This window comes from Streptomyces sp. NPDC058678 (assembly GCF_042714835.1).
Taxonomy (GTDB): Bacteria; Actinomycetota; Actinomycetes; order Streptomycetales; family Streptomycetaceae; genus Streptomyces.
The window spans coordinates 1-17,652 of record NZ_JBHXSG010000015.1 but is presented as its reverse complement, the minus strand read 5'-3'; the positions used below and the strand labels follow the sequence as shown (position 1 = coordinate 17,652).

The following is a 17,652-nucleotide window of genomic DNA, read 5'->3' as shown; positions in this document are numbered from 1 at the left end:
GACCCTCCCCCCCCCGCCACCGCCCCCGCCCCCGCCCCCGGCCCGGGGGGGGCCCCGGCCCACCCCCGACACCCCACCCCCCGGAGTCACCGCCTTGCGCCTGCACCGTCCGCCGGACGACGCCGCCGAGGACTCGGACGACCTCCCGCGCCGGGTACGGCAGGCGAACCTCGCCCCTCAACTGCGCGAGCGGCGCTCCGAGGAGCCCGCCCAGGCGTCCGCCGCCCCGAGCGACGACCAACGCACCCCCGAACTCGTACGCGACCGCATGGCGGCGTACCGCGAGGGCTGGGCCCGCGGCGGCGGCAGGCAGCCCGGCCGTGGTGACGCCCCGGATTCCCCGGCCGGCAGTGACAGCAGCAGCGAAGGAGACCCCGAATGATCCAGGACCCGAGCATGAGAGCCGCACAGCGGTCCGGCGAACTGGACTGGCTGCTGGACGACTTGGTGGTGCGCGTGAGCGCGGTACGACACGCCGTGGTGCTGTCCAACGACGGGCTCGCCGTGGGCGCGTCCACCGACCTCCGGCGTGAGGACGCCGAACACCTCGCCGCCGTCGCCTCCGGCTTCCACAGCCTCGCCAAGGGCGCGGGCCGGCACTTCGGCGCCGGAGGCGTGCGCCAGACCATGGTGGAGATGGACGACGGATTCCTGTTCGTCGCCGCCGCGGGCGACGGCTCCTGCCTTGCCGTCCTCACCGCCGTGACCGCCGACATAGGCCTCGTCGCCTATGAGATGGCGCTACTGGTCAAGCGCGTCGGCGAGCACCTGTACACGCCTACCCGCGTCGGCGCGCGGCCCCCCGCCGCCGGATGAGGCGAGAAGGCGGTCCACACAGATGACCGAGGACATGACGGGCGCCCCGCGGGAGCAGGGCAGCCAGTGGTACGACGGCGAGGCCGGGCCGCTCGTCCGGCCGTACGCGATGACGGGCGGACGCACCAAACCCGGCCCCACCGGAGTGCGATTCGACCTGATCGCCCTCGTCACGCTGGACGCCGGCGCGCCCGGCTTCGACGACACCGCGCTGGGACCGGAGCACCGGGCCCTGATCGACCTGTGCCGTCCGGAGACGCAGTCGGTCGCGGAACTCGCCGCCGGCGCCGACCTGCCCGTGGGCGTGGTCCGGGTGCTCCTCGGCGACCTGCTCGAACTCGGCTGCGTGACCGTCAGCCGCCCGGTGCCGCCCGCGCAGCTGCCCGACGAACGGATCCTGCGCGAGGTGATCGAGGGACTGCGAGCGTTGTAGATGAAAGTCGAGAACCGCCCCGACTCGCACCGCGCCGACCTGTTCGGCCATTCCGGCAAAGAAGCAGGCGCGGGTCGGTCAGACCGGGCAAACAGCGGTCCCATCCTCGGAAAGAAGCCCCAGTTGTCACCATGCGCACACCCGTTGACGTCAACCGTTTGCCGGCCCTCCCGAGAGAAGTGAGCGATGGTCTCCGATGACTTTGACGCCCAGGACGGCGAGACGGCCGCGCTGGCGCTGAAGATACTGGTCGCCGGTGGGTTCGGCGTGGGCAAGACCACCCTGGTGGGCGCGGTCAGCGAGATCCGGCCGCTGCGCACGGAGGAACTGCTCAGTGAGGCAGGTCAGTTGGTGGACGACACCGACGGCGTGGACCAGAAGGTCACCACGACGGTCGCCATGGACTTCGGCCGCATCACCATCCGCTCCGGCCTGTCCCTCTACCTCTTCGGCACGCCGGGCCAGGACCGCTTCTGGTTCCTGTGGGACGAGCTGTCGCAGGGCGCCCTGGGGGCCGTGGTCCTCGCCGACACCCGCCGACTGGAGGACTGCTTCCCCGCGGTCGACTACTTCGAGCACCGGCACATCCCGTTCGTGGTCGCCGTCAACTGCTTCGCGGACGCCCGGACCTACGGTGCCCAGGACGTCTCGCGCGCTCTCGACCTCGACCAGGGCACACCCGTCGTGCTCTGCGACGCCCGTGACCGTGATTCGGGAAAGGAGGTGCTGATCCGGCTGGTCGAGTACGCCGGGCGGATGCACACCGCCCGGCTGCTCGACTCGGTCAGCTGATCCCGGCGTCGTCTCAGTCGGCGACGGCCTTCTGCGCCAGGACCTTGTCGATCGAGACACGGACGAGGAGTTCGCCCGGTACGCCGTTGCGCGTGCCGAACTCCTCAGCCCGTTCCTCGCCCATGTACCGCGCCCCGATGCGCCCGGCCCAGTGGCGGAGTTCGTCGAGGTCCTCCGAAAGCTGGGCGCGGCCCTGTATCACCACGAAGTCGAAGGGCGGCCGGTCGTCGTCCACGCACAGGGCGACCCGGCCGTCCCTGGCCAGATTGCGCCCCTTCACGCTGCTCTTCGCGGTGTTGAACACGACCTCGTCCCCGTCCAGCAGGAACCAGATCGGCGTCAGGTGTGGGCTCCCGTCGGCCCGCACGGTCGACAGCTTTCCGGTGCGGGTGCCGTACGAGACGAACTCCCGCCATTCCACGTCGGTCATCTTCTGTGCCATGCCCCTATCCTCCTTGCCCCGGCGCCGGTGGTGGGGAAGGCTGGCGGAGAGATCCTCCGGCGAGGAGGAGACGTCACACGGGGAGACGGGAAACATGGGGCAGAACCAGGGACTTGGCTGGCTGTTGGACGACTTGACCGAGCGCGTCGAACACGTGCGGCACGCCTTGGTCCTGTCCAACGACGGGCTGGTGACCGGCGCGAGCACGGGACTTCGCCGCGAGGACGCGGAGCACCTGGCCGCCGTCTCGTCCGGACTGCACAGCCTGGCCAAGGGCTCGGGACGGCACTTCGGCGCCGGCCGGGTGCGGCAGACGATGGTCGAGTTCGACGACGCGGTGCTGTTCGTCACCGCGGCGGGCACCGGCAGCTGTCTGTGCGTGCTCAGCGGGGCGGAGGCGGACATCGGGCAGATCGCCTACGAGATGACGCTCCTCGTCAACCGGGTCGGCGAGCACCTCGGCGTGGACGTCCGACAGCCCGAGCGAAGCCCGGAAGAGCGCCTCTGACCTGCACATTCGACCCCTTCGTGGAGTTATCCACAGGCTCGCCGTGATGTCCGTCCGACCGGCTACGGTTTTTGTCACGGCGAGCGCACACAGCGTGAGCAATCGTCTCCACGGGGGAGATCGACCATGCCTGTCGACACCATCACCACATCGCACCGTCTTTCCTGCGCGCCGAGTCGCGCCGCCCGGGAACTGGGGCTCAAACGAGGCGAGTTCGACCTCGCCGTCCACCTCGGGTACATCCAGACCGTGCCGGACGAAGGGGGCGGGGGCCCTCGTGTGACCCGTTCCGAGATCGACCGGCTCTGTGCGCACGAGGACTTCCCAAAGTTCCTTCGGGCTCGTGTGGAGGCGGTGGGCACCACGGAGGGGGCGGCCGTCATGGAGGTGTCCCCAGGAAGGTTCACGCGCCTGGCACGCCTGGGCCTGGTGGTGCCGGTTTCTTTCTACCTGAACCGCTATCGAGCCGTGGTCTGGCGGTATCCGGCCGAGGAGCTACGGGAGTTCGCGGCCGACGAGAAGAACACTCGGATCCTGACGGCGCGCATGCCCGAGGGACTGCGCGACCAGCTGGACGCCGGCCTGGATCTGCGTGCTCGTAACTGGCGCGGACGCCACCTGGGCTTCCTGCTCCGGCAGGCCGGCGACCCGTGGGAGCAGGCCGGGGCCGTGGCCGCTTTCCTCGACCCTCTCCAGATCGCGGGACTCGTCACCGATCCCTACGAGCGCTCCCATCTGAACCGCTTCAGGCCGAGGCCGCCCGCCCACGGCGCACCGGGCTCTCCCGCCGCGCACCTCGCCGAGCGGATCATGACGGCGGACGCCCCGGACGAGATCGGCTGGCTGAAAGCGGACCTGGTCCGAGCCCTGGAGGAAGCACGGGAACACCGGCCGGCACCGCGCCCGGCGACGAAGCAGGCCCGCGTGACGCACCAAGCCCCTGTGGCCGCGCACCACGACTCGCTCCCGCCAGGGGAACCGCGGCCGCAGCCGCCCCGCAAACTGCTGGGTTGGCTCCGCCGCGGCAACCCCCGGCCTGCCAGGTGTGAACGACCTGCCAGGCATGAACGGCCTGCGAGGCGTGAACGACCTGCGAGGCGTGAGCGGCCGGTCGTGGTCGAACGGCCTACAAGGCCCTGAACAGCCCTTCCTGGACGACCGACACGAGCAGGCGCCCTTCCACGTCGTAGATCCGGCCACGGGCCAGACCGCGTCCGCCGGTGGCGATCGGCGACTCCTGGTCGTACAGGAACCACTCGTCCGCGCGAAACGGCCGGTGGAACCACATGGCATGGTCCAGCGACGCCATGTCGAACCCCCGCGGACCCCACAGAGGCTCGACCGGGATGCGGACGGCGTCCAGGAGGGTCATGTCGCTGGCGTAGGTCAGCGCGCAGGTGTGTACGAGCGGGTCGTCGCCGAGCGGTCCGACCGCGCGCATCCACACCGCGCTGCGCGGCTCGGCGTCCTTGACCTCCTCGATGGTCCAGCGCAGCCGGTCCACGTAGCGGATGTCGAAGGGCTGGCGACGGGCCATGCGCTCCAACTGCTCGGGCAGCGAGCCCAGATGCTCCCGGATCTCGTCCGTGACCGTCGGCAGGGAATCCGGATCCGGAACCTTGCGGGCCGGCGGCAGCTGGTGCTCGAAGCTCCCTTGCTCAGGCTTGTGAAAGGAGGCGGTGAGATTGAAGATCGTGCGACCCTGCTGCACCGCGGTGACCCTACGGGTCGTGAACGACCGCCCGTCCCGCACCCGTTCGACCTGGTACACGATCGGCACGCCCGGCCGTCCGGGGCGCAGGAAGTACGCGTGCAGCGAGTGCACCGGGCGGTCGCCCTCCGTGGTGCGGCCGGCGGCGACCAGTGCCTGGCCGGCCACCTGGCCGCCGAAGACCCGCTGGAGGGATTCGTTCGGGCTGAGCCCACGGAAGATGTTGACCTCGATCTGCTCCAGATCGAGCAGGTCGACAAGTCGCACGGCCGGGTTCGTCATGGGTGCAATTCTCCTGTGCTCACAGCTGGCCGACGTCGGTGACGCGGACGATCGCACGGCCTTCGGCGTCGGAGGCCGAGAGGTCGACCTCCGCGCTGATGCCCCAGTCATGATCGTCGTTCGGGTCGTCGAAGATCTGGCGCACGCGCCACAGACCGTTCTGCGGCTCCTCCTCGATCATCAACAGCTTGGGGCCGCGGGCGTCGGGACCGGTGCCGAGATCGTCGTGCTCGTCCCAGTACTTGTCCATCGCCTCGCCCCAGGCGTCGGCGTCCCAGCCGGTCTCGGCGTCCAGCTCGCCGAGCTGCTCCACCTGGTCGAGGGCGGCGAGCTCGACGCGGCGGAACATGGCGTTGCGGACCAGGACGCGGAAGGCGCGGGCGTTGGCGGTGACCGGCTTGACCTGGTCGGCCTTCTCCTGGGCCTCCTCGGCGGTCATCTCCTCCGGGTTGGCGAGCTGCTCCCACTCGTCCAGCAGGCTGGAGTCCACCTGGCGGACCATCTCGCCGAGCCACTCGATCAGGTCCTGAAGGTCCTCGGACTTGAGGTCGTCCGGGACGGTGTGGTCCAGGGCCTTGTAGGCGCTGGCGAGGTAGCGCAGCACGATGCCCTCGGTGCGGGCCAGCTCGTAGTGGGACACCAACTCCGTGAAGGACATCGCCCGTTCGTACATGTCACGGATGACGGACTTGGGGGACAGGGGATGGTCGCCCACCCAGGGATGGCTCTTGCGGTACGTGTCGTACGCGTGGAAGAGCAACTCCTCCAGGGGCTTCGGGTACGTGACGTCCTGGAGCCGCTCCATGCGCTCCTCGTACTCGACGCCGTCCGACTTCATCGCGGCCACGGCCTCGCCGCGCGCCTTGTTCTGCTGGGCGGCGAGGATCTGCCGCGGGTCGTCGAGCGTGGACTCCACGACGGACACCATGTCCAGGGCGTAGGACGGCGACTCCGGGTCCAGGAGCTCGAACGCGGCGAGCGCGAAGGTGGACAGCGGCTGGTTGAGCGCGAAGTCCTGCTGAAGGTCGACCGTGAGGCGGACGATGCGACCCTCGGCGTCCGGCGTGTCGAGTTTCTCGACGATGCCGCCGTCCAGCAGCGAGCGGTAGATGGCGATCGCCCGCCGGATGTGCCGCAGCTGCTGCTTGCGCGGCTCGTGGTTGTCCTCCAGGAGGTGCCGCATCGCCTCGAAGGCGTTGCCGGGCCGGGCGATCACCGACAGGAGCATGGTGTGCGTCACCCGGAAACGGGACGTCAGCGGCTCCGGGTCGGAGGTGATGAGCTTCTCGAAGGTGCTGTCCGTCCACCCGACGAAGCCCTCGGGCGCCTTCTTGCGGACGACTTTCCGGCGCTTCTTCGGGTCGTCGCCCGCCTTGGCGAGCGCCTTCTCGTTCTCCACCACGTGCTCGGGAGCCTGCGCGACGACGTAGCCCGCCGTGTCGAAGCCCGCGCGCCCGGCGCGGCCGGCGATCTGGTGGAACTCACGGGCGCGCAGCGTGCGTACGCGAGTGCCGTCGTACTTGGCCAGCGCCGTGAACAGCACGGTGCGGATGGGCACGTTGACGCCCACGCCGAGCGTGTCCGTACCGCAGATGACCTTCAGCAGGCCGGCCTGCGCGAGCTTCTCCACCAGTCGGCGGTACTTGGGCAGCATGCCCGCGTGGTGGACACCGATGCCGTGCCGTACGAAGCGGGAGAGGCTGCGGCCGAACTTGGTGGTGAAGCGGAAGTTGCCGATCAGATCGGCGATCTGGTCCTTCTCCTCGCGGGTGCACATGTTGATGCTCATCAGGGCCTGCGCCCGCTCCACGGCCTGCGCCTGGGTGAAGTGCACGATGTAGACCGGCGCCTGCTTGGTCTCCAGCAGCTCGGTCAGCGTCTCCGTGAGCGGAGTGAGCCGGTAGTCGTAGGAGAGCGGCACCGGGCGGGTGGCCGAGCGGACGACCGACGTCGGCCGGCCGGTGCGGCGGGTGAGGTCCTTCTCGAACATCGCGACGTCGCCGAGGGTGGCCGACATCAGGATGAACTGCGCCTGCGGAAGTTCCAGGATCGGGATCTGCCAGGCCCAGCCGCGGTCCGTCTCGGCGTAGAAGTGGAACTCGTCCATGACGACCTGGCCGACGTCCGCGCGCTTGCCGTCGCGCAGGGCGATCGAGGCGAGCACCTCGGCGGTGCAGCAGATGACGGGGGCGTCGGCGTTGACGGACGCGTCGCCGGTCAGCATGCCGACGTTCTCGGTGCCGAACATCTTGCACAGCTCGAAGAACTTCTCCGAGACGAGCGCCTTGATCGGAGCCGTGTAGAAGGTGACCTCGTCACGGGCCAGCGCGGCGAAGTGGGCGCCCGCCGCGATCATGCTCTTGCCGGAGCCGGTGGGCGTCGACACGATCACGTTCGCACCGGAGACCGCTTCGATCAGAGCCTCCTCCTGGTGCGGGTAGAGCGTGAGACCGCGCTCCTTTGCCCACGACTCGAAAGCGTCGTAGAGGGCGTCGGGGTCGGCGGTCGGCGGCAGCTGATCGATGAGGGTCACCCACCCATCTTGCCTGCCCTCCTCCCTTACAGGGGAATCGGATGCGGGTACGAAGATCGCGAACGCTACGCTGTGTCGGCGACGGAGCGTCAGCGCGCCCGGTCAACTGGACAGCGGCACACGAGGAATGGGGCGGGCAGGGGCGATGATGGGACCAGCACACTCACTCTCCGGGGCCGCGGCCTGGCTCGGCGTCGGTGCCGCGGCGGCCGCGACGGGACACACCATGCCCTGGCCGGTCCTCCTGGTCGGAGCGCTGATATGCGCCGGCGCCGCGCTCGCCCCGGACCTCGACCACAAGGCCGCCACCATCTCGCGCGCCTTCGGACCGGTCTCCCGCGGGCTGTGCGAGATCGTCGACAAGCTTTCCTACGCCGTCTACAAGGCCACCAAGAAGCAGGGCGACCCGCGCCGCTCCGGTGGGCACCGCACGCTCACGCACACCTGGCTGTGGGCCGTGCTGATCGGCGCGGGCGCCTCGATGGCGGCGATCACCGGCGGGCGCTGGGCGGTGCTGGCGATCCTGTTCGTGCACGTGGTGCTGGCCATCGAGGGCCTGCTGTGGCGGGCGACCCGGGGCTCCAGCGCCGACGTCCTGGTCTGGCTGCTGGCCGCGACGAGCTCATGGATCCTCGCCGGCATCCTGGACAAGACGGGCAATGGCTCGGACTGGCTGTTCACGGCGCCGGGCCAGGAGTACCTGTGGCTCGGTCTGCCGATCGTGCTGGGCGCACTGGTGCACGACATCGGGGACGCGCTGACCGTCTCCGGCTGCCCGGTCCTGTGGCCGATCCCACTGGGCCGCAAGCGCTGGTACCCGATCGGCCCGCCGAAGTTCATGCGGTTCAGGGCCGGCAGCTGGGTCGAGCTGAAGGTGCTGATGCCGGCGTTCATGCTGCTCGGGGGAGTGGGCTGCGCGGCGGCGCTCAACTTCATCTGAGGGGCGGGGCCGACCCGCGCGGCGCTCCGGACAGATGGCTCGCACTGGGCCGGGCATTGTCTCTGCCCTGCCCGAAGCGGGACCGCGCAGTTCGCGCAGGTTGCGGAGCCGTGGCAGAGCGGACCATGGCGATCGGCGTGAGCGAGGCCCTTCTCAGGCCGACTGACGGAGACCGGGCGGGCCTGCCCGTCTCGTCCGCGGGTTCGCATCCCGCCGGCTTCGCAGCCGGCCAGTACCGCGTCCGCACACGGCCTGGCCGGTCCGCCGGGGCGGTCTCAGCCCGCCTGGCCCCCGTAGCGCCGATCGAACTGGGCGATGCGGCCCTCGGTGTCCACCGTCCGCGCCTTGCCCGTGTAGAAGGGATGGCTCTCCGAGGAGATCTCCACGTCCACCACCGGGTACGTCTTGCCGTCGTCCCATTCGATGGTCTGGTCGCTGGCCGCGGTGGACCTGGTCAGGAAGGCGTAGCCCGCGGCGCGGTCCCGGAAGACGACCTCGTGGTAGTCGGGCTGCTTGTCCTGCTGCATGGATGCTCCTTCTACGGCGTCGGTGAGGCGTCCGAGGACGCGGGGGCGGCGGGATCAGCCGGGCAGGGTCTCCTCGTCGACGATGTGCATCGCGGCCTCCTCGGCGGAGGCCGCCGCACCGTCGATGCCCACGTCCGTGGCGACCAGCGCGCTCTCCTCGTCCTCGTGTGCTCCTTCGTCGGGTGCCACGAGGCGGCCGGAGCGGGCCGAGCCGACCTCGTTGTCGAGGGGTTCCCCGTCGGTGCCCTCGCAGTCGCCGATGCCGTCGTCCTCGGGGGCGGCGGGATCGGGCAGCTCCTCGGCGAGCCGCTGGTCCAGCGTCTCGCCCTGCCGGCGCTCGGCGGCCGTCACGCCGCTGTGCTCCACCGCCCAGGGCCGCTCCGGAGGGGACCAGCCCCGGTCGAGGGGGTCGGCGACCCCGTCGTTGTCCAGGGTGTCCTCCGCGTCGAGCAGTCCCGCGTCGTCCTGGATCTCGGACCCGTCGGGCTGGTAGACGTCGTCCCCCCATCCGTCGTCGCTGTTCACGGGTACCTCCAGGTGATGAGGGCGGGCGCGTCCTCCCCGCGGTCGGCGGCCGACCACGGGCGTACGGGCCACACGCGGCGCGCGCCGGCGAACCGCGTGCACCCCGGGCGTTCCCCGAGTCGGTGCCGGTTTCCAGCCTTCCACCCCTTTTCGGCACCGCGCAACGCCACGGACACGACGGCCCGCGGGCGGCTCACCCCGGACCGGCCTCCCCACAGCCCGCAGGGGGACGTACCCGCACGGATCGGCCCGCCCGCACCGCGGCCGCGGTGCGGGCGGGGCACCCGCTCACCCGTGCCAGGACCGCCACAGCGCCGCGTACGCACCGTCCGCGGTGACCAGCTCGTCGTGGCTGCCCAGCTCGCTGATGCGGCCGTTCTCGACCACGGCGATGACGTCCGCGTCGTGAGCGGTGTGCAGGCGGTGCGCGATGGCGATCACCGTGCGGCCGTCGAGGACACGGGCGAGGGAGCGTTCCAGGTGACGGGCCGCGCGCGGGTCGAGGAGGGAGGTCGCCTCGTCCAGGACCAGCGTGTGCGGGTCGGCCAGCACCAGGCGGGCCAGCGCGATCTGCTGGGCCTGGGCAGGAGTGAGCGCCAGACCGCCCGATCCGACCTCGGTGTCCAGACCGTCGTCGAGCGCACGAGCCCAGCCGTCGGCGTCGACCGCACCGAGCGCCGCCCACAGCTCGGCGTCGTCGGCATCGGTCCGCGCGAGCAGCAGGTTGTCGCGCAGGGCCCCCACGAAGACGTGGTGTTCCTGGTTGACGAGGGCCACGTGCTCGCGGACCCGTTCCGCGGGCATCCGGGAGAGTTCGGCGCCGCCGAGGGTGATCCGGCCGTCCCGGGGCGCGTAGACGCCGGCGAGCAGCCTGCCCAGCGTGGACTTGCCCGCGCCCGAGGGGCCGACCAGGGCCAGCCGGGTGCCGGGCGCCACCTCGAGGGAGACCTTGCGCAGCACGTCCACGCCCTCGACGTAGCCGAAGTGCACCCGGTCCGCGTGCACGTTCCGCCCCTCGGGGGCCACCGTGGCATCCCCTGCATCGGGCTCGATGTCCCGTACGCCGACCAGCCGGGCCAGCGACACCTCGGCGACCTGGAGCTCGTCGAACCAGCGCAGAATCAGGTTCACCGGGTCGACGAGCATCTGCGCGATGAGCGCGCCGGTCGTCAGCTGACCGACGTCGATCCAGCCCCGCAGGGCGAACACCCCGCCGATCATCAGAACCGAACCGAGCACGGTCACATGGGTGACGTTGATGACGGGGAAGAGCACCGACCGCAGCCACAGCGTGTAGCGCTCCCAGGCGGTCCACTCCTTGATCCGGCGTTCCGACAGTTCGATACGGCGGTGGGCGAGCCGGTGCGCCTCGATGGTGCGCCCGGCGTCCACGGTCTCGGCGAGCGCGGCTGCCACGGTGGCGTACCCGGCGGCCTCCGAACGGTAGGCGGACGGCGCCCGCCGGAAGTACCAGCGGCAGCCGACGACCAGCAGCGGAAGGGCGAGCAGCACGGCGGCCGCCAGCGGCGGTGCCGTGATCACCAGCCCGCCCAGCAGCAGGGCCGTCCACACCACGCCGATCGCCAGCTGCGGCACGGCCTCGCGCATCGCGTTGCCGAGCCGGTCGATGTCCGTCGTGATCCGGGACAGCAGGTCGCCGGTCCCGGCCCGCTCCAGGACGCCCGGCGGCAGCCCGACCGACCGCACGAGGAAGTCCTCGCGCAGGTCGGCCAGCATCCGCTCGCCGAGCATCGCGCCGCGCAGCCGCACCTCGCGCACGAACACTGCCTGGACGACGAGCGCGGCCACGAACAGCGTGGCGGTGAGCCCCAGATGGAGTTCCCGCGCGCCTTCCGAAAGCCGCTCCACGAGGCCGCCCAGCAGCCACGGTCCGACCATCGAGGCCAGCACGGCGACCGTGTTGACGGTGATGAGGAGCAGGAAGGCGCGGCGGTGTCGGCGGAACAGTTCGGCCACGTAGGCGCGTACGGTCGCGGAGGCTCCGACGGGCAGCGTGTTCGCTGTCGTCGGGGCCGCCGGGTCGTACGCCGGTGGCGCCACGCCGATCATGCTGTCTCCTCGATTTCTTCCAGTTCGTCGAGCTCATCGAGTACGCCGCTGAGGGCGGCCTCTTCGTCGGTCTCGCGGGTCACGACCGCCCGGTACCGGGGGTCCTGGTGCACGAGTTCGCGATGCACGCCGACCGCCACGACCTCGCCCTCGTGCACCAGGACGACCCGGTCCGCGCGGTCGAGAAGCAGGGGCGAGGACGTGAACATCACGGTTGTGCGCCCTGCCCGCAGCTCGCGCACGCTCTCCGCGATCCGTGCCTCGGTGTGCGAGTCGACGGCGGAGGTCGGCTCGTCCAGGACGAGTACCTCCGGGTCGGTGAGCAGCGACCGGGCCAGGGCGAGCCGCTGGCGCTGGCCGCCGGACAGGGAGCGTCCGCGTTCGGTGATGCGGGCGTCCATCGGATCCTCGGCGCCGAGCGAGCCCTGGACCAGGGCGGTCAGCACGTCCCCGCACTGCGCGGCCGCCAGTGCCTGCGCGGCGCCCACGTCACCCGACGCGGGCACGTCGAGCAACTCGCGCAGGGAACCGGACAGCAGGACCGGGTCCTTGTCCTGGACGAGGACGGCCGTCCGTGCGGAGTCGAGCGGGAGCTCGTCGAGAGGCACTCCGCCCAGCAGTACCGACGCGCCCTCCTCCGAAGGGTGTCCGCCCAGCCGTTCGGCCAGGCTCCCCGCCGCGTCCGGGTCACCGCAGACCACCGCGGTGAACCGGCCGGACGGCGCGAGCAGACCGGTCGCCGGGTCGTACAGATCACCGGAAGGCACCTCGGCGGCGCGCGACCCCACCGTGTCGGTCGCCCGCTCCAGCGACAGCACACGCGCGGCCCGTGTGGCCGACGGGCGCGAGAAGGAGTAGGCCATCGCGATCTCTTCGAAGTGGCGCAAGGGATAGGTGAGGACCATGACCGAGCTGTAGACGGTGACCAGTTCGCCGACGCCGATGCGGCCCTCGCGGGCCAGACGGACGCCGTACCAGACGACCGCCACCATCAGCAGCCCCGGCAGCAGGACCTGGATCGCGGAGATCAGGGCCCACATCCGGGCGCTGCGCACGGCCGCGTGGCGGACCTCCTGGGAGGCACGGCGGTAGCGGTCGAGGAAGAGTTCCTCGCCGCCGATGCCGCGCAGCACACGCAGACCGGCGACGGTGTCCGATGCGAGTTCGGTGGCCCGTCCGGACTTCTCACGCTGGAAGTCGGCGCGCCGGGTCGCGCGGGGCAGCAGCGGCAGTACCGACAGCGCCAGTACCGGCAGGCCCACGGCGACGACCACGCCGAGCGCGGGTTCGTAGACGACCAGGCCGACGCAGACCAGCACGACGGTGACCGCCGCCGCGGTGAACCGTGACCAGGCCTCGACGAACCAGCCGATCTTCTCGACGTCGCCCGTGGAGACGGCCACGACCTCGCCGGCCGCGACCCGCCGGGTCAGTGCCGAGCCCAACTGGGCGGCCTTGTGGGCCAGCAGTTGCTGGACTCGGGCGGCCGCCGTGATCCAGTTGGTGACGGCGGTGCGGTGCAGGAAGGTGTCGCCGATCGCCTGCCCGGCGCAGCACAGCGCCAGCAGCCCGCCCGCGAGAGCGAGCCGCCGGCCGGAGTGGTCGACGACGGCCTGGATGGCGAGACCTACACAGAACGGCAGCGCGGAGACGGACACGAAGTGCAGCAGTCCCCATGCCAGCGACTTGAGCTGGCCTCCCAGCTGATTCCGGAAGAGCCACCACAGGAATCGGGGACCCGAGCGCGCGTCGGGCACACCCGGATCGGGATACGGAAGGTCTTGGATCTGCATGACGTCCCAGTGGCTCGTGTCAGGGGGGTGGAGGGAAGCCGCGAACGGCGGCAGCAAACCGTGAAAGGTTCGCGTCGCGACGTGGTCGGGGGCAACCGGTTTTTCGCTCCGGTGCACAGAACCGGCTACCGGTGCGGACCGGCTGCCTGTGCGCAGAACCGGCTCCCTGCGGTGGTGGGACCATGGGGCGATGCGGAAGGGCAGCGGTGCGGGGCGTGCGGCGGTGGCGTCGGCGATCGGTGGGTTGGTTCTGGCGGTGATGTCCGCGTGCGGGAGTGCCGAGCCGAGCGGCGGAGGGGACGGGGGCTCCGTCGGGAAGGCCGCACCGACCCACCCGGCCGGCGCCGACCCGACCCGCACGACCCGCATCCCCGACGTCGGTGACCGGCTGCAGCGGCGTATCCCCGCCGACTCCCGCCAGGTCGTGGCGGTCTACGGCGAAGGCAAGGACTCCGCGGACGCCGTGGTCGTGCTGTACACGAAGCACGGCTCCGCGTGGGACCGCACCCGCAGCTGGCCGGCGCACAACGGCAAGCAGGGCTGGACCACCGACCACCACGAGGACGACGACCGCAGCCCCGTCGGTGTGTTCACGCTCAGCGACGCGGGCGGCGTGCTGCCGGACCCGGGGGCCGGGCTTCCGTACACGCGGTCCGATGCGTTCGCGGCCCCGCGCTGGTGGTCGAAGTCGTACTGGCACGACTTCGACTACGTCATCGCCATCGACTACAACCGCGTCAGAGGCACCCCGCCGAACGATCCGGTCCGTCCCCAAGGCAGCTCCAAGGGTGGCGGGATCTGGCTGCACCTCGACCACGGCGGCGGTACGTCTGCCTGCGTCAGCCTGTCGAAGCCGGCGATGCGGTATCTGCTGCGGACGCTCGACCCGGACCGGCATCCCGTGGTGGTGATGGGGGACAGGGGCGACCTCAAGAGGTAGTGCTCATGCGGGAGGCCTCATTGCGGGGGATGCCCGACTCGCCGTAGAACTCCGGCCATGAAGAGACGGATCATCATGTCCATGTTCGCCGGAGCAACCCTCCTGGCGAGCACCCTCCTCGGGGCGACACCCGCGCCTGCCGCGGAGGCCGGTACCGCCCCGGCCCCATCCGCCGAAGTTCCCGCCGAGTTCGGCAGCGACTGGCACGACCCCATCACGGCCGCCCCACCCGTCACCGAGCCCGCCGGAAAGTCCTGCCAGGTCACCGTCGCCGAAGCCCAGTTCCGCGACTTCACCCCCTACAAAGGCACGTACACGCCACCGAACGGCTGCGGCGACCGCTGGAGCAAGGTCGTGCTGCGCATGGACGGCAAGGTCAAGGGACGGCAGTTCGACCGGCTCGGACATCTGCACCTGGGCGGGGTCGAGATCTTCCGTACGTCCACGCCCCAGCCCTCGCCCGACGGCATCGAATGGTCCGTCGAGAAGGACGTCACGCGCTACAGCGACACCCTCCGCGGCAGTCAGGACGTCGAGATGCTCATCGGGAACGTCGTCGACGACACGTACACCGGGATCATCGACGTCAAGGTCACCCTGACGTTCTACGCGGGCAGGCCGGCCGCCACGCCGGACCAGGTTCTGACCCTCGACGACCGGTCCGCCCTCACCACCCCGCGCAACAGCGAACGCATCCTCGCCGAGGTGTACGCGACCGGCTCCGGCGGCGGCTGTGAGGAGTACTGGTACCTGACGGTCCCCGACGAGGCCCCGTACTCCTGCCAGGCCGACGGCGGCCCCTACCGCGAGGTGCAGATCAAGGTCGACGGGCGACTCGCGGGCATCGCCGCCCCGTTCCCGACCGTGTGGACCGGCGGCTGGTCCAACCCCTTCCTCTGGTACGTCGTTCCGGGACCGCGCGCCTTCGACATCAAGCCGATCGAATACGACCTGACGCCCTTCGCCGGCCTCCTCAACGACGGCCACCCGCACCGCGTCGAGGTCGCCGTCGTCGGCGTGCCCGAGGGGCAGAGCGGCTGGAGCCTTCCCGTGAACGTCCTCGTCTGGCAGGACGCGAAGAGCGCGCACGTCACCGGGAAGCTCACCGCGCACAAGGCCGGTGACCTCGCGGACTCCTCGACGTACACGCCCGGGACGGAGCACCGGGTGGACACCGAGGGTGACCACCGGCTGACCGTCGCCGGATACGTCGACACCTCGCACGGCAGGGTGACGACCACCGTCAGCCGCTCCGTCGCGAACACCTCCACGCATCGCTGGACCGAGGGCGAGACCACGGACGGTCTGGGTGCCACGTGGACGGACGACGAGTCGGTCACCGTCGACGGACGCGGACCGGCTCGTACGACGCAGACGCGCCGGACCTACACGATGGACGGCACGACCACGCTGGGCGCGGCCGACCGGCTGCGCACGGTGCTGACCCTCGGTGACCGTGCCGCGGTGACCGAGTGGGTGGGCGGCCGGCGCACCAAGTGGTCCCGCCTCGACAACACCTACGCGGGCGACGCGACGTACACGGTGAACGTGCCGCGTGACCAGCGGCACGCGGTCGGCACGACGGGTGAGCGCTACCGGATCCGCGGGTCCAGCGGGTGCTACGACCGCTCGCTGACCACCGTTCAGGGGGTGCTCACCGAGGATCACCGAGGCTGCTGAGAAGAGTTGTGTGCGATGCGTCACAGGTGGCGTGATTTACGCGGCGGCAACACGGAGGTCTTGTGGGCGATCAACGTCGCCTTCAGAGTGATCGGCACGGAAACCGCTTTCCGTATCGCAGAAGTCCTGTCCCCGGTTTCTGTGGATCACCGTCCCCCCTCAAGGAGTGCCCGTGCCGCCGTCCGTCCCGTCCCTGCCGCGACGTGTCGCACGCATACTGCGTACCTCTCTTTTCGCGCAGGTCGCCTGCGCGCTCGTGCTCGGAATCGTCGTCGGGAAGCTGTGGCCCGACGTGGCCACGGATCTCCAGCCGCTCGGCGACGGTTTCACACGGCTCATCAAGACGATCATCTCGCCGCTGGTGTTCTGTGTGGTCGTCGTCGGCATCGCCAAGGCCGGTGACCTCAAGGCGTTCGGCCGGATCGGGCTCAAGGCGCTGATCTGGTTCGAGGTCGCGAGCACCCTCGCCCTGATCATCGGTCTCGTCGCCGCCAACCTCGTCCAGCCCGGCTCGGGGATGAACGTCGACCCGTCCACGCTCAACACCTCCGCGGTGGACGCGAAGACGGGCGGCGGCTCGCTGCCCTCGACCACCGAGTTCGTCGTGAACGCGATTCCCACCAGCTTCATCGGCGCCTTCGCCGAGAACTCGCTGCTGCAAGTGCTCATCCTGGCCTGTCTGGTGGGCGCCGCGCTGCTGCACCTCGGGCACACCAAGGTGCCGCAGGTCCTGCCCGCCGTCGAACAGGCCCAGGAGATCATCTTCGCGGTCGTCGGCTTCATCATGCGGCTCGCCCCGATCGCGGTGTTCGGTGCGATGGCCGTCCTGATCGGCCAGTACGGGCTCGGCGTGATCGAGACGTACGCCAAGCTGATCATCCTGTGCTACGTGGCCGCCGCGCTCTTCATCGTGCTGCTCGCCGTCGCCCTCAAGGCGGTCACCGGGCTCAGCCTCTGGAAGTTCGTCCGCTACATCCGCGAGGAGATACTCCTCGCGCTCGGCACCGCCTCCACCGAGTCCGTCATGCCGCGCGTGATGCAGAAGCTGCGCAAGGCCGGGGCCCGCGACGACGCGGTCGGTTTGGTGCTGCCGACGGGTTACTCCTTCAACCTCGACGGAGCCTCGCTCTACCTGTCCATCGGCACGCTGTTCATCGCCCAGGCCGTCGGCGTGGACCTGAGCCTCGGCCAGCAGATCACCGTGGTCCTCGTGCTCATGCTGACCAGCAAGGGCATGGCCGGCATTCCGGGATCGGCCTTCCTCGCCCTGTCCGCGACGGCCTCCTCGCTGGGGGCCATCCCGGCCGGCGCCGTCGCTCTGCTGCTCGGTGTGGACCGCATCATGGACTCGATGCGCGTCGTGACGAACCTGCTCGGCAACTGTGTCGCCGTCTTCGCGGTCTCCCGCTGGGAGGGCGCGCTGGATGCCGACAAGGCGAAGAGGGTCCTGGACGGCGAGATCGCGCCGACGGCGGACGACGACGAGACCGTGCCGACCGCACCGGGCAAGGAGAGCGAGCCCACGGACGCCACCGAAGAGGCCGCCGCCGAGGAGCGGCTCTCTGCCGTACCCGCGCAGTCGTCCAAGGAGCCGGCCCCCGAGGCCGGTTGACGACAGCAGCACCCCAAGGCCGCGGCCGCCGCTCCAGCAGTTCGGAGC

At 70.6% G+C, this 17,652-nt stretch carries 16 protein-coding genes and 1 pseudogene; 10 read left to right on the top strand and 7 right to left on the bottom strand.

The window, feature by feature from the left end; all coding sequences use genetic code 11:
• The 4 genes and pseudogenes from ACFWWR_RS16110 to ACFWWR_RS16095 all read left to right on the top strand — a co-directional run.
• A pseudogene (locus ACFWWR_RS16110) lies at positions 1-382 on the top strand (ATPase); the annotation flags it as partial.
• Entirely contained in the window at positions 379-816 is a 438-nt protein-coding gene (locus ACFWWR_RS16105; protein ID WP_383876620.1) for a roadblock/LC7 domain-containing protein, read from the top strand. The pseudogene ACFWWR_RS16110 and the gene ACFWWR_RS16105, both read left to right, overlap by 4 nt.
• A 22-nt stretch (positions 817-838) precedes the next feature.
• Positions 839-1,249: a DUF742 domain-containing protein gene (locus tag ACFWWR_RS16100; protein ID WP_383876622.1), complete on the top strand. Its 411-nt coding sequence runs from the start codon at positions 839-841 to the stop codon at positions 1,247-1,249.
• 186 nt (positions 1,250-1,435) lie between these two features.
• Entirely contained in the window at positions 1,436-2,041 is a 606-nt protein-coding gene (locus tag ACFWWR_RS16095; protein ID WP_383876625.1) for an ATP/GTP-binding protein, read from the top strand.
• A gap of 13 nt (positions 2,042-2,054) precedes the next feature.
• Here ACFWWR_RS16095 and ACFWWR_RS16090 read toward each other — a convergent pair whose 3' ends face one another.
• A complete protein-coding gene (locus tag ACFWWR_RS16090; RefSeq protein ID WP_383876628.1) occupies positions 2,055-2,483 on the bottom strand; it encodes a PPOX class F420-dependent oxidoreductase in 429 nt (142 codons plus the stop codon).
• Positions 2,484-2,577: 94 nt separating this feature from the next.
• On the opposite strand from ACFWWR_RS16090, the gene ACFWWR_RS16085 reads away from it, so the two are divergent.
• Both ACFWWR_RS16085 and ACFWWR_RS16080 read left to right on the top strand, forming a co-directional pair.
• Positions 2,578-2,991, top strand: coding sequence for a roadblock/LC7 domain-containing protein (locus ACFWWR_RS16085; protein ID WP_383876630.1), 414 nt, complete (start codon positions 2,578-2,580; stop codon positions 2,989-2,991).
• A gap of 126 nt (positions 2,992-3,117) precedes the next feature.
• Positions 3,118-4,131 (top strand): DUF6397 family protein, encoded by a 1,014-nt coding sequence (locus ACFWWR_RS16080; RefSeq protein WP_383876632.1) that lies wholly within the window; start codon positions 3,118-3,120, stop codon positions 4,129-4,131.
• Here ACFWWR_RS16080 and ACFWWR_RS16075 read toward each other — a convergent pair.
• Both ACFWWR_RS16075 and ACFWWR_RS16070 read right to left on the bottom strand, forming a co-directional pair.
• A complete protein-coding gene (locus ACFWWR_RS16075) occupies positions 4,118-4,984 on the bottom strand; it encodes an acyl-CoA thioesterase (RefSeq protein ID WP_383876634.1) in 867 nt (288 codons plus the stop codon). The two genes, ACFWWR_RS16080 and ACFWWR_RS16075, sit on opposite strands and share 14 nt — an antisense overlap.
• A 19-nt stretch (positions 4,985-5,003) precedes the next feature.
• Positions 5,004-7,517, bottom strand: a complete 2,514-nt coding sequence (locus ACFWWR_RS16070) for a DUF3516 domain-containing protein (RefSeq protein WP_383876636.1) — start codon at positions 7,515-7,517, stop codon at positions 5,004-5,006.
• A 145-nt stretch (positions 7,518-7,662) separates the two neighbouring features.
• Between ACFWWR_RS16070 and ACFWWR_RS16065 the strand changes: the two genes are divergently transcribed.
• A complete protein-coding gene (locus ACFWWR_RS16065) occupies positions 7,663-8,457 on the top strand; it encodes a metal-dependent hydrolase (RefSeq protein ID WP_383876638.1) in 795 nt (264 codons plus the stop codon).
• Positions 8,458-8,732: 275 nt separating this feature from the next.
• Here the strand turns inward: ACFWWR_RS16065 and ACFWWR_RS16060 are convergent, their stop codons facing one another.
• The 4 genes from ACFWWR_RS16060 to ACFWWR_RS16045 form a co-directional block, all read right to left on the bottom strand.
• On the bottom strand, positions 8,733-8,984 hold the full coding sequence (locus ACFWWR_RS16060; protein ID WP_383876640.1) for a type B 50S ribosomal protein L31: 252 nt from the start codon (positions 8,982-8,984) through the stop codon (positions 8,733-8,735).
• A 54-nt stretch (positions 8,985-9,038) separates the two neighbouring features.
• Entirely contained in the window at positions 9,039-9,509 is a 471-nt protein-coding gene (locus ACFWWR_RS16055; RefSeq protein WP_383876641.1) for a DUF5709 domain-containing protein, read from the bottom strand.
• A gap of 288 nt (positions 9,510-9,797) precedes the next feature.
• Positions 9,798-11,579: an ABC transporter ATP-binding protein gene (locus ACFWWR_RS16050; RefSeq protein WP_384303730.1), complete on the bottom strand. Its 1,782-nt coding sequence runs from the start codon at positions 11,577-11,579 to the stop codon at positions 9,798-9,800.
• Entirely contained in the window at positions 11,576-13,372 is a 1,797-nt protein-coding gene (locus ACFWWR_RS16045) for an ABC transporter transmembrane domain-containing protein (protein WP_383876647.1), read from the bottom strand. The genes ACFWWR_RS16050 and ACFWWR_RS16045 overlap by 4 nt, the downstream gene beginning before the upstream one ends.
• 190 nt (positions 13,373-13,562) lie before the next feature.
• Here ACFWWR_RS16045 and ACFWWR_RS16040 point away from each other — a divergent pair, with 190 nt between their 5' ends.
• The 3 genes from ACFWWR_RS16040 to ACFWWR_RS16030 all read left to right on the top strand — a co-directional run bounded on the left by ACFWWR_RS16040 (position 13,563) and on the right by ACFWWR_RS16030 (position 17,604).
• Complete coding sequence (locus ACFWWR_RS16040) at positions 13,563-14,312, top strand: L,D-transpeptidase family protein (RefSeq protein ID WP_384303727.1); 750 nt, start codon at positions 13,563-13,565, stop codon at positions 14,310-14,312.
• A gap of 57 nt (positions 14,313-14,369) precedes the next feature.
• Positions 14,370-15,992: a peptide-N4-asparagine amidase gene (locus ACFWWR_RS16035; protein WP_384303724.1), complete on the top strand. Its 1,623-nt coding sequence runs from the start codon at positions 14,370-14,372 to the stop codon at positions 15,990-15,992.
• A 172-nt stretch (positions 15,993-16,164) separates the two neighbouring features.
• Positions 16,165-17,604 (top strand): cation:dicarboxylate symporter family transporter, encoded by a 1,440-nt coding sequence (locus ACFWWR_RS16030; RefSeq protein ID WP_383876653.1) that lies wholly within the window; start codon positions 16,165-16,167, stop codon positions 17,602-17,604.
• Positions 17,605-17,652 lie beyond the last annotated feature (48 nt).

Coding starts and splice junctions, on each gene's coding strand:
- ACFWWR_RS16105 (WP_383876620.1), top strand. CDS start 379: ATGATCCAGGACCCGAGCATGAGAGCCGCACAGCGGTCCGGCGAACTG.
- ACFWWR_RS16100 (WP_383876622.1), top strand. CDS start 839: ATGACCGAGGACATGACGGGCGCCCCGCGGGAGCAGGGCAGCCAGTGG.
- ACFWWR_RS16095 (WP_383876625.1), top strand. CDS start 1,436: ATGGTCTCCGATGACTTTGACGCCCAGGACGGCGAGACGGCCGCGCTG.
- ACFWWR_RS16090 (WP_383876628.1), bottom strand. CDS start 2,483: ATGGCACAGAAGATGACCGACGTGGAATGGCGGGAGTTCGTCTCGTAC.
- ACFWWR_RS16085 (WP_383876630.1), top strand. CDS start 2,578: ATGGGGCAGAACCAGGGACTTGGCTGGCTGTTGGACGACTTGACCGAG.
- ACFWWR_RS16080 (WP_383876632.1), top strand. CDS start 3,118: ATGCCTGTCGACACCATCACCACATCGCACCGTCTTTCCTGCGCGCCG.
- ACFWWR_RS16075 (WP_383876634.1), bottom strand. CDS start 4,984: ATGACGAACCCGGCCGTGCGACTTGTCGACCTGCTCGATCTGGAGCAG.
- ACFWWR_RS16065 (WP_383876638.1), top strand. CDS start 7,663: ATGATGGGACCAGCACACTCACTCTCCGGGGCCGCGGCCTGGCTCGGC.
- ACFWWR_RS16060 (WP_383876640.1), bottom strand. CDS start 8,984: ATGCAGCAGGACAAGCAGCCCGACTACCACGAGGTCGTCTTCCGGGAC.
- ACFWWR_RS16050 (WP_384303730.1), bottom strand. CDS start 11,579: ATGATCGGCGTGGCGCCACCGGCGTACGACCCGGCGGCCCCGACGACA.
- ACFWWR_RS16045 (WP_383876647.1), bottom strand. CDS start 13,372: ATGCAGATCCAAGACCTTCCGTATCCCGATCCGGGTGTGCCCGACGCG.
- ACFWWR_RS16040 (WP_384303727.1), top strand. CDS start 13,563: ATGCGGAAGGGCAGCGGTGCGGGGCGTGCGGCGGTGGCGTCGGCGATC.
- ACFWWR_RS16035 (WP_384303724.1), top strand. CDS start 14,370: ATGAAGAGACGGATCATCATGTCCATGTTCGCCGGAGCAACCCTCCTG.